Origin of the sequence: Pseudodesulfovibrio karagichevae (genome assembly GCF_041414475.1) — a bacterium.
Lineage (GTDB): Bacteria > Desulfobacterota > Desulfovibrionia > Desulfovibrionales > Desulfovibrionaceae > Pseudodesulfovibrio > Pseudodesulfovibrio karagichevae.
The window spans coordinates 121323-141639 of the sequence record NZ_JBGLYH010000001.1 but is presented as its reverse complement, the minus strand read 5'-3'; the positions used below and the strand labels follow the sequence as shown (position 1 = coordinate 141639).

The 20317-nt window shown below is 58.8% G+C and carries 18 protein-coding genes and 1 tRNA gene; 2 read left to right on the top strand and 17 right to left on the bottom strand.

Going from position 1 to position 20317, the window contains the following annotated elements; all coding sequences use genetic code 11:
• Window positions 1-191: 191 nt before the first annotated feature.
• Genes AB6M95_RS00590 through AB6M95_RS00580 form a run of 3 tightly spaced genes read right to left on the bottom strand, consistent with a single transcriptional unit; the run spans window position 192 to window position 3677 of the window.
• Complete coding sequence (locus AB6M95_RS00590; protein ID WP_371384786.1) at window positions 192-2297, bottom strand: CHASE2 domain-containing protein; 2106 nt, start codon at window positions 2295-2297, stop codon at window positions 192-194.
• 1 nt (window position 2298) lies between these two features.
• Complete coding sequence (locus tag AB6M95_RS00585; RefSeq protein WP_371384785.1) at window positions 2299-3198, bottom strand: M48 family metalloprotease; 900 nt, start codon at window positions 3196-3198, stop codon at window positions 2299-2301.
• Complete coding sequence (locus AB6M95_RS00580; RefSeq protein WP_371384784.1) at window positions 3195-3677, bottom strand: SH3 domain-containing protein; 483 nt, start codon at window positions 3675-3677, stop codon at window positions 3195-3197. The genes AB6M95_RS00585 and AB6M95_RS00580 overlap by 4 nt, the downstream gene beginning before the upstream one ends.
• A 223-nt stretch (window positions 3678-3900) precedes the next feature.
• Here AB6M95_RS00580 and AB6M95_RS00575 point away from each other — a divergent pair, with 223 nt between their 5' ends.
• Complete coding sequence (locus tag AB6M95_RS00575) at window positions 3901-4722, top strand: nitroreductase family protein (RefSeq protein WP_371384783.1); 822 nt, start codon at window positions 3901-3903, stop codon at window positions 4720-4722.
• A 96-nt stretch (window positions 4723-4818) separates the two neighbouring features.
• Window positions 4819-4894: transfer RNA gene (locus AB6M95_RS00570), tRNA-Ala, on the top strand.
• A gap of 77 nt (window positions 4895-4971) precedes the next feature.
• On the opposite strand, the gene AB6M95_RS00565 is transcribed toward AB6M95_RS00570, so the two are convergent.
• The 14 genes from AB6M95_RS00565 to AB6M95_RS00500 all read right to left on the bottom strand — a co-directional run bounded on the left by AB6M95_RS00565 (window position 4972) and on the right by AB6M95_RS00500 (window position 20279).
• On the bottom strand, window positions 4972-6159 hold the full coding sequence (locus tag AB6M95_RS00565; RefSeq protein ID WP_371384782.1) for a tyrosine-type recombinase/integrase: 1188 nt from the start codon (window positions 6157-6159) through the stop codon (window positions 4972-4974).
• A gap of 3 nt (window positions 6160-6162) precedes the next feature.
• Complete coding sequence (locus AB6M95_RS00560; protein WP_371384781.1) at window positions 6163-6366, bottom strand: helix-turn-helix domain-containing protein; 204 nt, start codon at window positions 6364-6366, stop codon at window positions 6163-6165.
• Between the two features lie 202 nt (window positions 6367-6568).
• Entirely contained in the window at window positions 6569-7528 is a 960-nt protein-coding gene (locus AB6M95_RS00555; RefSeq protein ID WP_371384780.1) for a site-specific integrase, read from the bottom strand.
• A gap of 811 nt (window positions 7529-8339) precedes the next feature.
• Window positions 8340-9110, bottom strand: a complete 771-nt coding sequence (locus AB6M95_RS00550) for an ATP-binding protein (RefSeq protein WP_371384779.1) — start codon at window positions 9108-9110, stop codon at window positions 8340-8342.
• 57 nt (window positions 9111-9167) lie between these two features.
• On the bottom strand, window positions 9168-11075 hold the full coding sequence (gene cooS, locus AB6M95_RS00545) for an anaerobic carbon-monoxide dehydrogenase catalytic subunit (RefSeq protein WP_371384778.1): 1908 nt from the start codon (window positions 11073-11075) through the stop codon (window positions 9168-9170).
• Window positions 11076-11079: 4 nt separating this feature from the next.
• The gene (locus tag AB6M95_RS00540) at window positions 11080-11640 is read right to left on the bottom strand and encodes a 4Fe-4S dicluster domain-containing protein (protein WP_371384777.1); all 561 of its coding nucleotides are present in this window, start codon (window positions 11638-11640) and stop codon (window positions 11080-11082) included.
• Between the two features lie 22 nt (window positions 11641-11662).
• Window positions 11663-12166, bottom strand: a complete 504-nt coding sequence (hypA, locus tag AB6M95_RS00535; protein WP_371384776.1) for a hydrogenase maturation nickel metallochaperone HypA — start codon at window positions 12164-12166, stop codon at window positions 11663-11665.
• 40 nt (window positions 12167-12206) lie between these two features.
• Window positions 12207-13289, bottom strand: a complete 1083-nt coding sequence (locus AB6M95_RS00530) for a hydrogenase large subunit (protein WP_371384775.1) — start codon at window positions 13287-13289, stop codon at window positions 12207-12209.
• Window positions 13289-13828, bottom strand: a complete 540-nt coding sequence (locus AB6M95_RS00525; protein ID WP_371384774.1) for an NADH-quinone oxidoreductase subunit C — start codon at window positions 13826-13828, stop codon at window positions 13289-13291. Before AB6M95_RS00525 ends, AB6M95_RS00530 begins: the two co-directional genes overlap by 1 nt.
• A 2-nt stretch (window positions 13829-13830) precedes the next feature.
• On the bottom strand, window positions 13831-14367 hold the full coding sequence (locus AB6M95_RS00520) for a 4Fe-4S dicluster domain-containing protein (protein WP_371384773.1): 537 nt from the start codon (window positions 14365-14367) through the stop codon (window positions 13831-13833).
• Window positions 14367-14810, bottom strand: coding sequence for an NADH-quinone oxidoreductase subunit B family protein (locus AB6M95_RS00515; RefSeq protein ID WP_371384772.1), 444 nt, complete (start codon window positions 14808-14810; stop codon window positions 14367-14369). Before AB6M95_RS00515 ends, AB6M95_RS00520 begins: the two co-directional genes overlap by 1 nt.
• An 11-nt stretch (window positions 14811-14821) precedes the next feature.
• Complete coding sequence (locus AB6M95_RS00510; protein ID WP_371384771.1) at window positions 14822-15772, bottom strand: respiratory chain complex I subunit 1 family protein; 951 nt, start codon at window positions 15770-15772, stop codon at window positions 14822-14824.
• A 4-nt stretch (window positions 15773-15776) separates the two neighbouring features.
• Window positions 15777-19535: a proton-conducting transporter transmembrane domain-containing protein gene (locus tag AB6M95_RS00505; RefSeq protein WP_371384770.1), complete on the bottom strand. Its 3759-nt coding sequence runs from the start codon at window positions 19533-19535 to the stop codon at window positions 15777-15779.
• 75 nt (window positions 19536-19610) lie between these two features.
• Window positions 19611-20279 (bottom strand): Crp/Fnr family transcriptional regulator, encoded by a 669-nt coding sequence (locus tag AB6M95_RS00500; RefSeq protein WP_371384769.1) that lies wholly within the window; start codon window positions 20277-20279, stop codon window positions 19611-19613.
• Window positions 20280-20317: the final 38 nt, after the last annotated feature.

Sequence of the window (20317 nt, the reverse complement as noted above, 5' to 3'; positions counted from 1 at the left end):
TACTTGGATAAAAGGATAAAATTTCATAAAAAAGGAATTGGTCCAATCTTCGGATTACTTGCAGTGGGTTTCGGTCCCCAAGGGGTGCCATGAAAAAACGGCGAGCAGAGCATGGCCGAAATGCGCTGTTGAGAACCTCCCGCGCCGCCGGGGCCGGGGCGTCCGCACGCGCATAGTCCCGGCTGCGCGGGCTATTTGCCGGTCATAGTCCAGACCCCGTCCCAATGTTCGGGCGGAGCGGCGGCCAGTTCCGCGCACTTGGTCGCGTAGCTGGCGGCGGCCGGGTCGCGGGGGGCGATGGCCTCGAAGAGGGCGGCGGCGGACGCGAAGTCTCCCGACCGGAACAGGGCGAGCCCCCGGGCAAACATGGCGAGGTCGTCGCGACGCCTTTCGTGTTCCTCGGCGGGCATGGGCTCGTAGACGGTGACGGCCTCCTTCTTGCCCACCACGCGGAGGCTGGAGAGCTCACGGACCGGGATCTCGCCGCCGAGCCGGTCCAGGGTGGCCCGGGAGATCATGGTGTAGGTGCCGAACTGCTTGTTGATGGACTCCAGGCGGGCGGCCAGGTTCACGGCGTCGCCGAGCATGGTGTAGTCGAAGCGCTCCCTGGAGCCGAGGTTGCCGACCACGGCCGGGCCGGTGTTCAGCCCGATGCGCATGAGGACGTCCGCGCGGGTGCGCTCCTTGAGCGCCGGGCGCATCTCGGCCAGCCGAGCCTGGCAGGCCAGGGCCGCCCTGACCGCGAGCAGGGCGTGGCCGGGCTGGTCCATGGGCGCGTTCCAGAAGGCGATGATGGCGTCGCCCTCGTACTTGTCCACGGTCCCATCATAATAATGTATTATGTCCGTCATGGCCGAAAGGTAATCGTTGAGCACCCCGGTCAGCTCTTCGGGGCTCAGTCCTTCGGAGATGGAGGTGAACCCCTGGAGGTCCGAGAAGAAGATGGTCAGCTCCCGGCGTTCGCCGCCGAGCGAGAGGCGCTCGGGGTGCAGCAGGAGCTGGTCGATGACCTTGGGGCTGAGATACTGCTTGAAGGCGGACTTGATGAACCGCCTGCGGCGGCCCTCGGTGGCGTACTTCCAGGTCCCGGCCAGGAACAGGGCGACCAGGCACCCGGTCAGCTGTTCGGCCATGCCCGAGCGGATGCCCTGGAGGTACAGGGCCGAACCCAGGGCCACGGGTGCGGCCAGGGTGAAGGCCGAGACCGCCACCGCCCCCCAAAGGCTGGACAGGAGCGTCACGCCCAGACCGCCGAGCACGGCCAGGAGCAGGGTGGACGCCGCGTCCGTCCACGGCGGGGCTGCGCGCAGGAAGTCGCCGGACAGCAGGTTGTCCAGGGCCGTGGCGTTGACCAGCACGCCGGGCGAGATCCCGCCCAAGGGCGTGGAGCGCAGGTCGAGCAGCCCGGTGGCCGAAAAGCCGAAGAGCACGTGCCTGCCCCTGAGGTCCGCCGGGTCCACCACGGGCCGCCCGCCCTCGGCCAGCCGCATGCCGCTCTCCATGAGCGCGGCCGCGCCGTAGGCCTTGTACGCGCCCCGGCCCCGGTAGTTCAGGATGGCGTCGCCGCTGGATGTGAGCGGCACCCGCGTCGAGCCCACCGTCAGCATGCCCGGAGCAAGGGCCACCGGCTCGGGATTTCCGGCCAGGGCCGCAGCCAGGGGCAGGGAGGGCGCGTACCGGCCGTGGAACTTCAGGAGCAGGGGAAAGCTTCGGTACACGTTGTCCGCGTCGGGCGAGACGTTGACGTTGCCCACGCACACAACGCCGCCGGTCAGGTCCGGGATGGGGAAGGCGGCCACCCCGGCCTCGGGCAGGGGGCCGTCGCCGCCGACTGTGAAGGATGGCTCGGGCACGTGGGCGGGCCAGGCCTCGGTGGAGCCGTTCGATCGGGCGAAGGACGCCGCGAGCACGGCCCGTCCCATGGCGCGGAGGCTTTCGGCCAGGGTTCGGTCGTCGTCCACCCCGTAGACCGACGGCTCGGTGAAGACCACGTCGAAGGACAGGGAGGCCGCTCCGGCACGCTTGCAGAAATCGACCATGGGGGCATAGGCCTGCCGGGGCCAGGGCCAGCCGAGCCCGAAGGACTCCTTGGCCCAGTCCAGGGACTTCTGGTCGAGCAGGACCAGGCGGATGCGGTCCGTGGCCGCCCCCGGTCGGGCCAGGGCCCGGACCCGGAGGTCGTAGGTCAGGTTCTCCGGGACCTCGAGCCAGCCCAGAGCTTGCGCCCCCAGGGCCAGGGCCGCGCCGATGAGGCCGACGGCCAGCCCGGCCAGGCCCTTCTTCAGGCTCGGGAGCACCCTACAGCCCCTTGGTCATGCTCGCGAACCGGTCGTTGCGCGGCTTGACCGCCACGGGTCGGTGGTACTTGCCGATCATGGTCAGGACGTTGTTGATCCGGTCCGTGGGTGAGGGGTGGGTCCGGGCGAACCCCTTGCTCTGCGGGGTGAAACGCGTACGCATGACGTTGAGCATGTCCACGATGGCGTTGGGGTCGTAGCCCATGCGCTGCATGATGGCCACCGCGTCGTGGTCGGCCTCCTCTTCGAAGGAGCGCGAGTACCCGCTGTCGATCATGGCCGTGGTGATGTCCTGGATGGAGTCGTCGAAGGCCCGGGTCACTTCCTTGAGCTTGCCCCCGGACAGGGTGGCGGTGCCGGTCAGGGCCAGGGCCGTGGCCCCCTCGGTGATGCGCGATTTCTGGATGGCCTGGAGCCCGTGCTTGCGCTGCACATGGCCGATCTCGTGGGCCAGGACCGAGGCCATGGCGTCCTCGGACCCGCAGCAGCCGAGCAGCCCCTTGGTCACGAACACGAACCCGCCGGGCGCGGACAGGGCGTTGATCTCGGGGGTGTCCAGGATCAGGAAATGGTAGCCGCCGAAGGTCTCGGGCCGGTCCGAGGCCTGGGCCAGGGCCTGGCCCATGACGTTGACGTAGCGCTGCCCGTTGCGGTGGTTGCAGTAGGGGTATTTGGACAGGATCACGGCGGCCACGGCTCGGCCGATGTAGTGCTCCTGCTCCGGGGTGATGTCCTCGAACCCGGAGATGAGCTTCTTGCCGCTCTTGAGCACGGAGGCGACCTCGTCGGGCAGGACGTCGGCCAGTCCGTCGAACAGCCCGGCAAAGGCCTTGGGCGCCAGGGGCGAAAGCAGGAGCGGGGCGGCCATGGCCAGGGTCTTCAGGAAGCGCCTGCGTCTCACTGGGCGCCTCCAAGGCGGCCCGCCAGGATGAACTCGCGGATGTACTTCTGCGGGACCGCGATCTTCTCCATCTCGTCCACCTGGGCGTAGTCGAGCCGGGTCTGCTTCCGGTAGCGGTCCTCCACCTGCTTGTTGAACCCCTTGCCCGCCAGGGCCAGCTCATCCGAGCTGGCGGCGGCCTGCACGTCCTTGTCCGTGGGGTTGAGGATGATCTCCCGTTCGGTCAGGGCGGAAAAATGCATCCAGCCGGACCGGCCGTCGCCCATGGACCTGACCTGCCGCCAGTCGCCTTTCTCGGCCTTCAGGTCCACCCGGTCGCCGTACTCCAGTTCGCCGACCACCTTGCTCAGGAAGCCCGGCTTGTCCCGCAGCTGCCCGGCGCGCACCTGGACGCTCAGGAGCTGCGCGGCCCAGGCCAGGCCGGCCGCCAGGACCATCAGGGCCGCCGCAGCCGTCGCTGTCTTCATCGTGCGTTGCATGTCCCCCTCCTCGAAACAGGCGTTGCGGAATGCCGCACCATACTTGCCTCTATACCAAAACGGCGTATTTGTGAATTCGGCGGGCGGCCGGTGTTCGGTGTACAACCGGGCGGAAAAACATGATTCCTACCTAAACGAAACCGCCCCACGGAAAAGTGCCTGCTTCCGTTCCCGGCCGGACATGCTATAGTGGGCGAAATCAACCAGACAGGGAGTAGGGATCATGCTGAATTTCACGGTGGATGCGGACAAGTGTACCCGTTGCGGGGAATGCGCGAAGGATTGTCTCTGGGGCGTCATCGAGATGGACGACCTGCCCGTGGTCCGGCCCGAAAACGAGACCCGGTGCATCGAGTGCCAGCACTGTCTGGCCGTGTGCAAGCCCGGCGCGGTGAGCGTCTTCGGCAAGGACCCGGCCGACAGCCTGCCGCTCAAGGGCATGCTTCCGGAGCCCGCCAGGATGGAGACCCTGATCATGGGCCGCCGCTCCACCCGCCGCTACCGGAAGGAGGGCGTGGACCCGGCCCTGATTCATCATCTGCTGGAGGTCGCTTCCCACGCGCCCACGGCCGTGAACCTCCGCCCGGTCACCCTGACCGTGGTGGACGACCCGGCCGTGATGGACCGGCTGCGCACCGAGGTGACCGCCGAGGCCCTGAGGATGCTGCGCGAGGAGGGGTTCCCGGCGGGCTGGGAGCGCATGGCCGACTACGTGCGGCGCTGCGAGGACGGCACGGACATCCTTTTCCGCAACGCCCCGCATCTGCTGCTGGCCACGGCCCCGGAGGATTCGCTCGCGCCCATGGCGGACTGCCACATCGCCATGAGCTACTTCGAGCTGCTGGCCAACAGCCACGGCCTGGGCACGGTCTGGAACGGCATCGCCCGCGCCCTGCTCACTGGCATCGTGCCGCAGTTCCGGCCCCGGCTGGGCGTCCCGGAGAACCACCTCCTGGTCTGCGCCATGTCCTTCGGCAAGCCTGCGGTCAAATATCACCGCACGGTCCAGCGGCCGGGCTGCGTCATCCGCCGGGCGGAGTTCTAGCCGGATAAAGAAAGTGTCCCGACCCGGTGAAATTTGTGCACATTTCCTGTTGACAAAAACCGCCCCCTTGGGACAAGTTGGCTTTCCCAACGACGTGGGGCTGTAGCTCAGTTGGGAGAGCGCTTGAATGGCATTCAAGAGGTCGTGGGTTCGATTCCCTCCAGCTCCACCACAAGAAAATTAAGGATTTCAAGCTAATGCTTGGAATCCTTTTTTCGTGGTTTTGGGGCACTTTTGGGAATATGTCCGCTATGTGTCCGCCGCTTCCGACGGGGTGCCGTCCGTGCCGGTCATGGCATAGCGCGCGGCCAGACGGTCCTGCGGGGTGCTATCCATCACCCCTTCAAGGTGGCTATATCTGTCGGTCATGCGCAGCGTTTTGTGGCCGATCATGACGTTGGTCTCCTTGAGCGTGCTGCCGGACAACAACACGTTGGTGCAGTATGTGTGGCGATGGTCATGGAAGTGCAGATCGTTGAAGTCATGATCTTTGCACAGGTTTGACCATGCGGTGTCGATTGACTTGAACGGGGTGCCGTCCATGTGCCCGATCACGGAATTGCCTTTGGCCTTCACGCCGCGCTTTTTCCGATATTGGGTGACATGCTCGAATCGAGCGATGAGCGCATTCCGGGTCCGGGGCATGATTTGGTGTGATCGGGTGACACCGTTTTTCGTGCGGTGGAATGTGATGCGGTTTTCATCAAGGTCGATATCTGAACTTTTCAGCGCCAGTATTTCCTGTGTGCTGCATCCATGTTCCACTGCCAGCAGGATTGCCAACACCATATAGTGCTTTGCCCTGCGTTGGGCTGCTATTTCAAGCAGGGCGTCAACTTCAATGGGCTTCTGGGCTTTTTTCCTCTCACTGTCTTTTTCGGACAGGTACGGGATGGACTTTGCAACATCCTTATCAATCAGGCCGTGACGCTTAGCTTGAGCAAAGACCTGCTTGATTACGAATAAGCGCCGATTTGCCAGCACGTTGCAGTTCTTGCCTTCTTCGCCCCTGGCTACCAGTTTCGCCTTGGTCTGTTCCGCGACACGGATGCGGTAGTCCCGAATGGTGTCTTCGTCTAGATCATGGAGCAGGGTGTGCGCCCATTCCTTTATGATGGGGGCCAGCAGGTAGCCGTACCCAGAATGGCTGGCATTGGATATTTTCCCTTCTCCCAGCTTTCGATCCCACTCGGCTTGGCAGAGCAGGGCCGCCTGTCCAAAGGTGGGCAGGCATTGCTGCTTCGGTTGCCGGGTATCCTTGGTCGGCAATCTGCCGCTGTCCAACAGGGTGCGAAGCCGATTAGCTTCCTCTTGGGCCAGGTCTTTCCGTCTCAATGTCTTATGGTATTCCTTCTTGCCCGTTTCCGGGTTGTTGAAGTGAATAACGTAGGCTTTTCCTTTTTTAAGCGAACGTGTCGCGATAGTAACGGTAGCCACAGGCTATCCCTCCTCCGGACTGTTCGCCGCCAAGCTTCTTCGATTTTCAATGAACTCCAGCAAATCCGTTTCCGGGATCAGCTTTCGTGACCCTACCGCGATGTGTCCCAACGCGCCAGCGGTGATTAAACGGGACACGGTTGCCCTGTGAACACGCAGGACGCCTGCAACTTCCTTGATGGTGAAAAGGTTCAATGAATCCGACATTTTTTTTACCCCGTAGGGCTGGAACGTAAAGCCTCCTACCGCTTATGCGTACCCGTTTTCAGCTCCCTTTCGGTTTGAGGGTTTGAAATTTATGAATTCAGCCAACCCTTAAGTCTGACACCCTCAGGATAAGAAAAGTCAAACTGCAAACAGGGGGTCGGAAGAAAAAAATGAAACCCCGCCGGAAATGGCGGGGCTTCTTCTAAATGGAACAGCCAAGGTAGGCGTTCGATACGTCCCGGCGACCGGGCGAATGCCCCGCCGCCACTTCGATGTTGTCGCGTGCTTCGTCGTCGAGCTGGGGCCAGTTATCCCCGGCCGTTGCTTGGGCGGCTTCGTGGAATGCCTGAACACTATCGTACTGGTTCGGCGGTTCGAAGCCCGTATGGTCCGCATACATCTGTCGAAAACGTTCGTGACGGAGGCCGTGCAGGGTGCCCCCGGCATCCTTGCCCGTCAGGCTGTGCTTTCTGGCTGCATAATCCAGCCGATGCAGCCATTCGTCGCCCATGCCTTCGGGCATGAGATTGTTGATGCCCTTTCGGTCGGAAGGGGACACGTATTCTTCGGCTCGCTCAAGAGCCGCTTCCTGCTGTGGGGACAGGTCATATAGTGTCCGGGGCCTGCCGCCTTTGGTGCCATATCGCACGAGGAGGCTATGGCTTTCCCGGTCCCAATCGTTGGGCAAGTCCAGCTTGGCCGATTCTTCCCGACGCAGCCCGAGCTCATACATTAGCTCGATTTGTGCCGCCGCCCGACCCGCCTGCGGATACGACGTGTCGTTCCGCATGCGGGTCAGGGTGTCTTGGATGACTTCCGGGCTCACTGCACGGGATGTCGCATTGGCGATGGACCCGCGTCTGACCCCGAAGATCGCGTTGTTCTTGCTGATGTGGTTATTTCCGTATGCACGGCAGATGTGGCGTGCGGCGCTGAAGACTTCGGCAATCCTGCCGTCACCCACGCCGTCCGCGCGCATGGCATCCGCCACCCGCTGGAAATGTTTGTTTGTCACCTTGGTCCACTTTTGGGCTCCCATGTTCGCCTGGCGCAAGACCTTGACGAAGTGGTGGGCCGTCTGGCGAATCCGGTGTTGTTTCGATTTCGGGCCGGACAAGGTTGCCCGGTTGATCCCATACTTGAGGCTGTCGGATTTTCCCATTGGGATTCTCCTTCCGTTAAAGGTTCGGGGCAGCGCCCCGGGGCCAAGCAGATCGGACTTTTCCCGTTATCCGGGAAAGACCTGCCTGTGGCGGTAAACCCGCCACGCATCACCAGCTAAGGGAAGAATGAATGCCCGTTTCCCATTGGAAGAAGATTCCGGAAGACCCAGTCAATAAGGGGTGCTGCCCCGCAAGCGCGTACGTCTTGCGGATTGGATGGCAGCCGTAGGGGAAGTGCGGCAATGACAAGCGTAGATACTTGCCATTCCACCATCGGCGGGTGCTGCGTTACAGCCTGCGTGTTTGGATTTGGAAATGGCCGTTTGTTTGGAAAACGGCGCGTGGATCGTTGAAGCACAAGGCTTCTTCATGCGTCATCAGTTCAGACTAACGTCATGAACTTATGACGCGCGTAAAGTGCGTTTTACCTCCTTTTGCAAACTGAAATTATCCTGAGGATATGCCCTGTCATATGACGCCGCCGAACCTTTGTGCAAGCTTCGGCGGGGGATTTCTTCTCCTTCAGCCGATTTTTCTGCAAGCGTGACACAAGCAGCCTACGGGGCATCGCTGCTGTCCTCATCCGTGTGCCGCGAAGGCGAGAGAAATAGCGTTTTCAGCTTTGGATCGAAGGATTTGAGGATCGGAATTATAAAATGAGTTGGTCGATAGCGTGTGTTTTCGCGCATGTGATGTCCCTCTTCTAGAAGGAGAAACCACGTTTCAAGTTATCCCAATCTGGTATTGATGTGTAACAACTGTTCTGACGTTAATAAAATGATGAAGGCCGAGGTCGTATTTTGAGGCTGTTTATTGGTTCAACTCCTCTTCAATCCTTTGAAGAATCCCGCGTGCAGCTTCGACAATTTCACCATGCAGGTCGTAGGGGGCGACGTTATGCATATCAGCTTTGCGGACATCCTCGCTCATGGGCAAGATGCCGAGGAGGGTAGCTTCGGAAATGTTGGCCTGGAGAAATTCCAGTTCTTCGTCATTGCGGACCTTGCTGGCGACCACAAAGGTATTTTTCAGGCCGATGTCTGCGGCCAGAGATTGGATTTGCTTTGCGGTCTGGATGCTTCGTGAGCCAGGTTCCACTACAGTGATAAGGGCATCCACGGATTCCGCCGTCCCTCGGCCGAGGTGCTCGATGCCAGCCTCCATATCCATGACGACGCTTTCGCCCTTTTGGAACAGGATGTGTTTCATGAGCGTTCTGACCAACGCATGTTCAGGGCAGATGCAACCGCCCCCGCCTTGTTCCACGGTGCCGAGGAGTAACAGTTTCACACCTTCGTGATTGATTGCGTATTTGTCCGGGATGTCGGCGACGTGAGGCGTCAGCGAGTACATTCCGTCTCCCTCGGCTCCGGTTCGCTTTTCGGCCAGCTTTTTCATTTTGGAAATGGGCGTGATGGTGGCGAGCGCTTCAGGAGTGATGCCGATGGCAGAGCCGAAGTTGGCATCCGGGTCGGCGTCGATAGCCAGAACGGTATCGCCTTGATCAGCGAGCAGTCGGGCAAGCAAACCTGCCAGCGTTGTTTTGCCCACGCCGCCTTTTCCTGTGATAGCAATCTTCATGTGATATCTCCTTGATGCGGCCCGTCGCCGGGGGCGACGGGCCGTTGTGGGGTTTCTTTAGATGCCGAGCCCCTTACGCTTCTCCATGATCGCGTCAAAGAGTTTGCCGGCTGCGGCGACAGGGTCGGTTTCCGGGATGAAGTAGCCGCCGAAGATGTCCTTGGCATCCTCGGTCAAGACTTTGACCACACCGGGGGCACCTGTGATCTGCGGCATGATGCCCACATGGGTGGGAAAGCCAAGGGCCACTGCCCAGCTTCCGATGGCGACGGCCTTTTCGGACATCATTTCCGGCGCGGAGGCAACGACCGGAAGATCGCTCAGGTCCACATCCAGCGCGTTGGCCAAGGCGGAGGCGACCTGAACAGCGCGGGAGTTGTCCACGCAGGAACCCATGTGAAGGACCGGGGGGAGCGGACCTTCCAGGCCAGCGGCTTCGCCGATGGCGGTCAGGATGCCGAGCAGGGATTCGCCGCAGAATTCCTTGGCTGCCTCCTGCGTCATCATGCCGTTTTTGGCGAAGGCGCCTGCGCCGCAACCAGTGGCAAGCACCAGCACGTTGTTGGCGAGTAGTTCCTTGATGACGGTCATGTAGGCGTGGTCCTGCTTGACCCTGACGTTGTTGCATCCGACGAAGAGGGCGACGCCTTTGATAGCACCGCTGACAATGGCGTCGGTGAGCGGCTTGAGCGGATCTTCCGCATTGACGGCAGCCAGGGCGGAGACGATTGCCTCTTTGCTGAATCCGACTATGGCGGTTTCCTTCACCTTGGGGATGTTGATCCGGTTGGGATCGCGGCGTTTGAATGCATCAATGGACAGGCGAACGATCTCGGTAGCCTTCTCTAAGGCGTGTTCCTCGTCGAATTCCACATGTCGGGTGCCAGTGATTTTGTTGTCTGGCATGGTCGTGATGATTTCGGTGTGGAAGCATGCACCGACCGAGCCGATGGATGGCATGATGCACTGGACGTCGACGACCATGGAGTCAATGGCTCCCGTTAGGATAGCAAGATCCTGGGACAGATAGTTGGTTGCCAGCGGGATGCCCCGACGTAGCATGACCTCGTTGCCTGTGCAGCAGACTCCAACCACATTGATGCCTTCTGGAGCACCGGCGGCGATGGCCTCGTCGTTGAGCTTTAATGCCATGTCACAGATGACTTCGCTGAGCAGCGGGTTGTGTCCGTGTAAGGCTATGTTGACCGCATTTTCCTTGAGAACGCCTAGATTGGCCTTGGTGACCACAGGCTGGGGCGTGCCGAACATAATGTCGGACAATTCGGTTGCGAGTACCATGCCGGTGTAGTCGGCCAGTGCGCCGCGGATGCCGCCCAGCAGCAGGTTGACGTGGTCGCTATCGCACCCGACATGGGTGCGCGCCATGATGTTGGTGATAGCGGCATCGATGTTGTGCGGCACCACGCCAAGGCTCTTTAGCTTCTCGACGCGCTTGGCGGGTAAGGTTTTGGTCAGCCACGTACAGCCGGTGGAGTTGTCCTGGCTCATGTAATCATTGAGGGTGATCAGAGCGACGTTGAGGGCGATTTCCTGCGTGGAAAGGCCTTTGGTATCGACGTCTAGGGTGTTGGCCACGGCCATCAGTTTGGCTTCATCCTTGATGGAATATGCGTCGAGACCGTGTTTGACGAGATGCTCCATGGCGAGGGCTACGTGTCTGCCGTGTTCGGAATGTGCGGCGGCACCGGCAGCCTGCATACGGATAAGATTGCGGGCCACAATAACATCGGCGGTTGCGCCACAGATGCCGCGGTCCGGGCCTTTGCCGAAGGGATCAATGCGGCAGGGGCCTTTCCAACAGATTCGGCAGCAGACGCCGAGTTCTCCGAAGCCACACTGGGGCTGCATTTTTTCATAGCGGTCCCACGGGGTCTCAATGCCTTCCTTTTTGGCCAGAGGGACGAGCAGGTCCATAGATTTATCGAGAGAAACTTTTTGGGTCATGGTGTCATCCTTTGTAAATGGAAGTGGGGTGGCTTGCTTCGCGAGCTCTGGCGAGCATGAGCTGCTTTCGATAGTCGGCGATGGTGATGAGGCGGATGGCCTTGGTAGGACAGGCCTCCACGCATCCACAGCGGTATTCGCCGTCTTCATCAATACGGTGGGCGCAGAGATTACACTTTTTGGCAACCCCCTGGTTGGTGCGGCCATCTTCGGCGATACCTTCGCGGACAACCTCAATGGCGCCAAACGGGCAAGCCATGACGCAGACCTTGCAACCGACGCAACGGCCCTCGCTGATTTGGACAATACCGTTTTCCTGGAAGATGGCTCCGGTCGGGCAGGCGTGGGCACAGGGAGCATCCTCGCATTGTCGACATTGGATGGGCACGTTGATGTCGTCGACTCGCACGACATTGATTCTAGAAACGAGCTTGTAGTTGTTCGCTTTCGCCATGGTCAGCGAATAGCCGCTGTGCGCCTGCGCACATGCCAGCTCACACTGCTTGCAACCGACACATTTTGACGCGTCGGCGTAGATGATGGCGTTTTCATTCGGTTCGGGCACAGATTTTCCCTCCAAAAGTTGATCAGTCGGCCTCGAAGCTTTTCACGTAGAGTTCTCGTCCCTGCGTGAGTGTGAGGTTGGCGGCCTTGCATCGGGGACATGTGTCCGACCAAGTGCGTCCTCGGTTGGAGGCGCCGCAACTGCCGCAGCAAAAAACCGCCTCAACAGGTTTAATGATGAGTTCGGCTCCTGATAGCGTGCTTGTCTCGACGGCAACTTCGAAGCACCCTCTGAGGGTCTGTTCTTCGACACAGGCCAACTCGCCGACACACATGGTCACCGAGTGGATTTGCGAAACGCCGCGCTTTTTTGCCTCTTCTTCCACAATGGAGATGGTGCTTAGGATGATTGCTGTCTCATGCATGGCCGATACTTTCCAATTGTTGATTTCATGGAGTTGCCGTTTATTAGACGAGTCGATTACACGGTGAACCGATAAAATAATCTGTCCTGTTTTTGACAAAACGTATTTTTGTTTCAAAAAAAGTACGCCTTCCTTCAGGGCGGAAGAAAGGCGTACCTGCATAATCAAATTATGCATCAGGAGGTTGGAAGGAGGAATGGTTTTATCGTTCAGTGCATGAAATGCACGGATCAATACTATTGATAATCAAGGGGATGTCGGAAATTTTGCAACCTTTCATCATGATATGCAACGCTTCCCAGTTCATGTAGGTTGGGACGCGCCATTTGAGACGCTGAGGTCGATCCGTACCGTCGGACTTCAGGTAGTAGAGTAGTTCGCCGCGCGGGGCCTCGGACCTGGCAACGGATTGTCCCACAGGAATTTCCGGCAGACGGTCCGGGACGGTCGGCCCGGCAGTCATCTGTTTCAAGCACTGTTCCATGAGGGAGATGGCGTCAATGACTTCGCGCAGGCGGACCAGTGCGCGGCTGCGGACATCTCCAGTCGTTTCGGTTTGTACGGTGAAGGTGAGTTGGTCGTAGGCAGAGTATGGCGCCTTGTCCCGGACGTCGTAAGCGATCCCGGAGCCGCGTGCAACCGGTCCAACGATTCCCATTCGGACAGCGTCTTCATAGGGGAGTATGCCGACACCCTTCGTCCTCGTGGTGATGAGCGGGTCTTTTTCGTATACCTCATAAATTTCGTCGAGCGGTTTCTTCATCGCTTCGAGTTGGGTGTACAGGAAGGTTTCGATGTCCTCGTCAATGTCGTATTTGACTCCGCCTATGCAGTTGGCGGCGAGGTCCATGCGGTTGCCGTATACGCCTTCCTTTACGTCCTGCGCCAGTTCCCGAATTTCCATTGCGTGCATGAAGAGCGATTCAAATCCGATGATGTGGGCCATGATGCCGACGTTGAAGAGGTTTGACGCCACGCGTTTGATCTCGTCGGCCAGTACCCGAAGATACCGGGCGCGGTCGGGGATATCGATGCCTGTGAGATTCTCGACAGCCATGCAGTAAGTGCACGGGTGGCTGTTGGAACAGAGGGAGCAGAGTCGTTCCGTGAGTGTGATGTTCTGGAAATAGTTGCGCTGGAGAGCGAGAGACTCCATGCCACGGTGTACGTGCCCCGCGTTGATTTCAAGGTTTTTGACAGTCTCGCCCTCGATGTCCACGCGGAAGTACATAGGCTCTTCAAGCGCGACGTGAAGTGGGCCGACGGGAATGGAATAGGTCGTCATTATTTTGCCTCCTTGGCCCAGTCGGGCATGGCAGTCTCGGCAAAGATCGTCTCCCACAACTGCTTGGTGGTCGCACCGTTCATCATGGACGAAAGCGGGATGAGTCGATGGAAGATGCCGGTATCGATGCAAGGATCGAGGAACAGCCGTTCAGGTTTCTCCCGTCCGGTCAGCTCGATGTCGAATAGTTCGGCAAATTCTCTTTCGTGCCAGTCGGCGTTGGGGAAATGATCGACAATGGACGGGATGGTGCATGCTTCGGGCGTGAGTCGGATGCACAGAGACAGCACGGCTCCGTCGAGATCGAAGTTGTAGACCAGTTCCATGTCGCTGCCTTCGGCGAATTTGTCTTCATTGAAGGCCGTGATGGTGCACAGGCGTGCGCCGTTGTTCGCCAGGCTAAGGGATGCTTGCCGCAGCGCCTGTGCACTCGTCACGTAAGTCCAGCCGAACTGATTGCCATTAGAATCGGAGGTGATGGCAATGTCCATGCCGGTGAGGATGTCGTTAAAAGAAGCTCTCTGTTTGTTTGTTGTCATGTTCAGCTCCTGTCCGCTGTCATGAATGCGGTACTGTTGATCTGTTGCAGAGCAGCAAGACGGCGTCGGCAATCCGGGCAGGTGTGCAGGATATTTGTAGCGTCGACCTCACCGATCAACCCCTTGGAGAGACGGTTTTCAAGCTGGGGTAGCATGCGTTCGCCACATTCCTTGCAGACGGGGTATTCGACGAATTGCACCTCGCAGCAGGTGTATTTTTCAGCCTGCTTATGGGAGAGGTGCCAGTCGTTGGTCATGGTAATGGCATTGGCTGGACAGTAGTGGGCGCACAGGCCGCAGAAGGTACACGTATTGTGCCAGAGGCGGAATTCCATGCCGTTTCCGTCTGCCGACTCCGTCATTGCGATGGCTCCGCCTGCGCAGACATGGCTGCAAATGCCGCAGGTGAGGCAGCGTTTGGGATCGAGTTCAGCCCTGCCGCGTAACCGTTTGGGCGTGAAAGTGTCTTCAAAGGGAAAAGGATCGGTTGCCGGACCCTTGGCGATGTTTCGTGCCAGGATTTTCAGGAATGGAAGCATTACGCCACCTCCTTCATTCTGTTTTTCCAGATGTCGCATGCCTTGAGGATGCCCTCCATGATCGCCTGTGGGCGCGGGGGGCAACCGGGGACGTTGACGTCGATGGGAATGTAACGGTCCATGGGGCCTTCAATGGAATAGCTGTCGCGGAAGACGCCGCCGGAAATGGGGCAGATACCCACAGCCACAGTGATTTTCGGATGGGGGATTTCTTCGTAGACCCGCAGCACCCGTTCCTTGACCCGTGTGGTGAGCGGGCCGGTGATGAGCACGATGTCGGCATGGCGGGGGCTGCCACAGTACTTGCACCCAAACCGCTCCACGTCGAAGCGGGGGATCAGGGCAGTGGTCGCCAACTCAACGTCGCAGCCGTTACAGGAACCGGCATTGATGCGATAGAGCCAGGGGGATTTGTGGACGAATCTTTTGAGTAATGAATGCATGGCAACCTCGATTAGCGAAGGAAATACGCGCCACCCAGACTGACGTAAGCCAGTGAGGACGGGTACTTCAGGAAGAAGGTAAAAGCCTGGTCGATGCGAAGACGCCCGGTTGACGCGCGGAACAGGGACACTGACGCCAGCATCAGTACAAGGCATTTGAACAGGTGGAACGGCAGGTTGACCCATATGCCGCCCGGCAGGAGTAGCGGGAAGAACAAAGCCACGCCAAGGTTCAGGACCACCATGAGCTTTACTGCCGACATCATGTTGAACAGGGCGAGAAGTGGGCCGGAGTATTCGAGGACAGGCCCTTCGATGACTTCTTCTTCCGCTTCGGGGATGTCGAACAGGCCTGCCCCCATGGTGCCGGGAATGAACAGCAGATAGGCGATGAAGGCGGGTGCCATGATCGGATCAAACAGGAACGGGCCGTTGGCTGTCTGGTAGGCGATGATGGCATCCAGGGAAAGCTGCCAGTCAGCACGTACAGCTACGGCGAGCAGGACAGAGAGCAGGGGGATTTCGTAGGCGAACATGATGATCATTTCGCGGGAGAAACCGATGGCGCCAAAGGGTGAGCTGGATGCGGACCCGCCGAGCATGAACGCGAGGGCCGGGAGTGCGAAGAGGTAGAGCAGGACAAAGATGTCCCCGGCTCCGGGAATCCCGGACCAGACACCGGCAATGGGGACGAGCGCGGCGCAGACAAGACTGCCACACAAACCGATGACCGGAGCTAACCTGAAGGCCGTTTTATTGGCGGTCTCCGGGATGAGGATTTCCTTGGTACTCAGTTTGATGATGTCGAACACGGGTTGCAGGATTGGAGGGCCGATGCGCCGTTGCAGCTTGGCGACAGCGACACGGTCAATGCCTTTGAAGACCAGCCCTGTCATCAGGGCGAAGAAGCCGCCGGGGAAGATGAGCATGGCGACGGCTGCGTGAATGTAATCGTTGACCATGATGTTACTCCTTGATGAAAGGGGCCGAGATGGCGCGTCTGATTTGCATGACGAGTTCCAGCGGGGCTTCGTAGACGTTTTCCGCAGTAACGTTGGTGGCTTCTTCCGTCAGTTCGGTGACGCCACACATGTGCATGTTGGTTCGCCTGACGCGACCGCCCATGAGTTGCAGCAGGCCGAGGATCATGAACAAAGCCATGAGCAGCATACAGCCTATCAGGGTTGCGTCCCACCGCATTGCGCTGTCGGTGACGCCGGAGAGAGAGCTTGGGATCGGGGATAGATTCAGTGTTTGCAGTATGGTGTCGATGGGCGCCAGTAGCAGGCCGGGGAAGATACCGGTGACCAAGCAGACGGCAGCGAGGATTCCCATGGGGATCAGCATGAGCGGGCCGACTTCAGTCACGTTGTCATGTCGGGCGGAAGGATGCCCGAGGAAAGCCGAATGCAGGAATTTGAAGAAGTAAGCGAGCGTGAGCACGCTACCGGACAGAGCCAGCAAGAGGAGCAGGATTTCACCCTGTCCCCCCAGTTCGTTGTACAGCAGCCATTTGGAGGTGAATCCGTTGAACGGAGGCACGCCCGCCGCCGACATGGTGGCCACGCCGAAGGCAAGGGTGGTCAAGGGCATACGCCTGCCGATTCCGCCCAGTTCGTTCAGGGAGTGGGCGTGGGTTTTATATATCAATGCACCGGCACAAAGAAACGCAAGGTTTTTGAAAGCCATGTGGTTGACGAAGTGCATTAGGCCGCCGGTCAGGCCAAGCGGGGTACCGAGGCAGATTCCCAGGAGTATGTAGCCAAGCTGACTGACCGTCGAGTAGATGAGAATGCCCTTGATGCTCGACTGCGTGACAGCCTTGTACGCGGCGTAGAAGATGGTTAGTCCCGCAATCCATGCTCCTATGTACATGATCTGCTGCATGGGAGCGGTTTCCAGTACCGACCCGCCAAGTACGAAACAGAGGATAAGCATGCCGAATGGGGCCGATTTGAGAAGCACCGCCGAGATGTATCCGCTAATGGGAGTCGGGGCGGACGCGGGATGCATCTGCCAGTCGATTCGTAGCGGTACCATGGCTCCTTTCATGAAGAAGCCCACGGCCATTAGAGCGACGGGAGTCAGCCATGCCGAGGTGGGCAGATTGGGCAGGGCGGTAATGATGTCGCTGAAGGCAAAGGAGTTTGCCGCCTGTCCCATCAACAGGACGCCGAGAAAGAGGCTGGAAGCTCCAGCAAGGTTGAACAGGAAGTACTTGGTGCCCTCACGCTTTGCTTCCGAGGTCTCTTCATGAATGATGGCGAAGAAGAGAGGCCAACTGCTCATGATCTCCCAGAAGGTGAAGAAGTGAAACAGGTTGTTGCTCAGCGCAAGCCCTGTCAGGCCGCAGACCATTATCAGACAGGTCGCAAAGAAGCGCCATTGGCGATGGCTGTGGTCCATGTATTGGGCCGCATAAAGGAAACTGAGCGCTGCCGAGAAGAGCAGCACAGTGACAAAAGCGGTGCCGTAGGCCGACTGCTGTGGCATCAGGAACAAGGAGCCTCCGGCAATGGTCGTTATTGCTGCGGCAACGATGCCCATGGCGCGGGTGCGGCGCAGGCAAAGCATGGTGGCGGCCCCCTGAACCAGGATCAGCGTCGGCGTGGGCCATGCGATAGTCAGGTTCGGGATGTCGACAATGCTGGCCGCCCCCCAGATGGCAGTCGCTGCCTGGACGGTCGGAGTAATCCACAGGGAGGGCTGAAGCCCGAAGATGACGCAAGCGGAGGCCAGAGCGATCATGGCCGTCAGCATGGAGGCAGGAGATTCGGTAACGGTTTCGGTTGAACTGTTTTCAAAGAACAGCACCTTGAGCAGACGTCCGTAGTAGATGGCACCGATAAGGCTGCCTGCCAGAATGATGGCGGCTACGGTATAGAAGCCTTCATTGACCGCAGAGTACAGCATGAGGAACTTGCTCATGAAGCCGTTGAACGGTGGTAACCCCATGATGGAGACGATGCCGATGGCGAAGCATGCACCGGTTATGGGCATCCGTCTACCGAGTCCGGCGAGCTGGCTGACCTGCTGGCTTCCGGCACGCATGATGAAAGCGCCTGCGGTGAGAAAAAGCAGATCCTTCATGAGTGCGTGGTTGACCACATGGCCGAGTGAACCGACGGTGGTGAGCCATGTGTTGATGCTCAAGATCAGGGTTATTTCACCTAGTTGGGCCAGGGTGGAGTATGCGAGCATCCGTTTGATGTCGTCCTGGCGCAGGGCCATGATTTCACCAAACAGCAAGGTGGCACCTCCGGCAACCATCAGCAGGGTGGGCAAGACGGTTTCGCTGACAGGGGAGACGAAGGGTATCGTCCCGGCTGCGAACAGCGGCAGGAATTTGATGAGTCCCAGAATGCCTGCCTTGGTCAGGATTCCCGACATGGGGGCCGAGATGGAAGACGGCGCGACAGGGTGGGCATCGGGCAGCCAGGAGTGCATCGGGAAGAGCCCCGCTTTTACTCCGAGGCCGATGAAGAACAGTAGGCCGATGAGAATCCCGGTCCATCCAATGGTGGAGGGAGCCACGGAATGGAGCAGAGCGATGTCGAAGGTTTCTGCGCTACTGTGCCACAGCAGAATGCCGTAATGCATGATGGTAGCGCCTGAGACGCACATTACGATGTATTTGTATCCGGCTTTCAATGCTTTGGCGGTTTGCTTGTGGATGACGAGGAGGTAGGATGTCCATGTCATGAGTTCCCAGAAGAGATAGAAGTTGCCGAGATCCTTTGCCGTGGCAACGCCCACCAGCGAACCATACATCAGGAACAGGAAGAAGAAGTAACGGTTGGCGTGCGGTTTTTCCCCAAGGTAGCCCGTGGAGTATATGACTACGATGGTGCAGATAAAGGCGAAAAGGGTTGAGCCCAAAAAGAGGAAGGCATTCGGCTGCGGTTCTGTAATGATGACGGCCAACGCCCCTACAGCCACCGCGATAGCGGAAAAATCCCGAATTTTGGGCAGGAGTTTGCCCACTACGTAAACGGCGAAACCGCCCAGATAGGGGACGATAACCTGGATGGGCCAGGGACTTTCAAAATGCGGCAGTTCACTTCCCGTTTCCGGCGTACCCATGGAGAGAGCGAGATCTTCGCAGAAGTGGATCAGCGGTTCAGGGTGGATGGTCATGGCTGCAGTCAAGCCAGCGAGCAGGAAGACGATGATGCCGGAAGCCGAGAGCATGTTCTCTTTTGCCGGAGTAGTGTCTTCTTCGCTGACTTCGAAACAGATGGTCTGAATGACACGCAGGATATAGACGGCAGCGATGATGGTGCCCAGCGTGGCCGATGCTGCGATGAGATAATTGCCGTTTTCGATGGCGGAGTAAGTGACGAGAAATTTACTGATTGAGCCCTTGAACGGAGACAACCCCATGAAGGAGAACATGCCGAACCCGAACATGATCGTGGTCAGGGGCATGCGTCTGCTGCTCCCGCGAAGGGAACCGAGGGCCCATGAACCTTTCCCCGAGGCGAGTCGCCACGCGGTCAGGAAGACGAGGCTTCTGATGACGAACTGGTAAACCAGATGCAGGGCGGCACCGGATATGCCGGATGTGGAGCCGACGCCCAGGCCGATGAGGAAATAGCCACATTCGGCGATGGCGGAGAAGATGAGTAGTCGCTTGAGATTGCTGATGGCGCGGAGCGCCAGCAGTTCGCCGCCAACGATAAGCAGCGCGCCGCAAGCGACGAAGATGGTGTGTGCAATGGACATTTCTGAAACCTCCTGCACACTTTATAGGGCGAGCGGGAAGGAGATTTCTGTCCACTCTTTGACAAAACCGAAAAACTAGAACGGAAGTTGCGATGCCTGGTTCAGACGTTCCATGTCGGGGATGAAGAACTTACCTCGACCACGCCGTTCGATCAGGCCGGACTTGTACATGTCGTTGAGGAGGGGGGAGACCATCTGTCGCGACGCGCCGACTATTTGGGCGATCTGTTCCACCGTGAGGGGAAGTTCCAGATAGCGGCCTCCCTCCTGCTCAACTCCGGTATGAAGCGCTTCCTCGTAAAAGAAAAGCATCAGACGCAGCGCGGTGTCACGAAAGGCAAAGCCGTCGATGATGGAAAATGCCCCGGAGAGCAGTTCGCCCAGCACCTTGACCATAGTCATGGTGAACTCGCTGTGCTCCGATGCGATGCGTTTGAAGTCCCGAACGGGACAGATGTACATCGAGCCGTCTTCCAATGCCTGACACGTAGCGCGTGTGTGGGTGCTGTAAATGTCGCCTTTACTGAGAATAGAAAGTATGAATTCGCGTGAAGGGGAACTCAAAAAGACGCGCGCTCGTCCTTCTCGGATGATGAAGACACAGTTCTCGTTGTCACTGGGTGAAGCCAGTACTTCGCCTTTGAGAAAAGTGCGGCTCCGAAAGGCTATGAGGATATTTTCATTTTCCGTTGATTCAAGGATTTCGACAAGATCGAGGCTTGTTAGTTTCATCTTAGACTGCATGCGCTTCTCGGTTCGATAATAATTATTGGTTTTTTCAA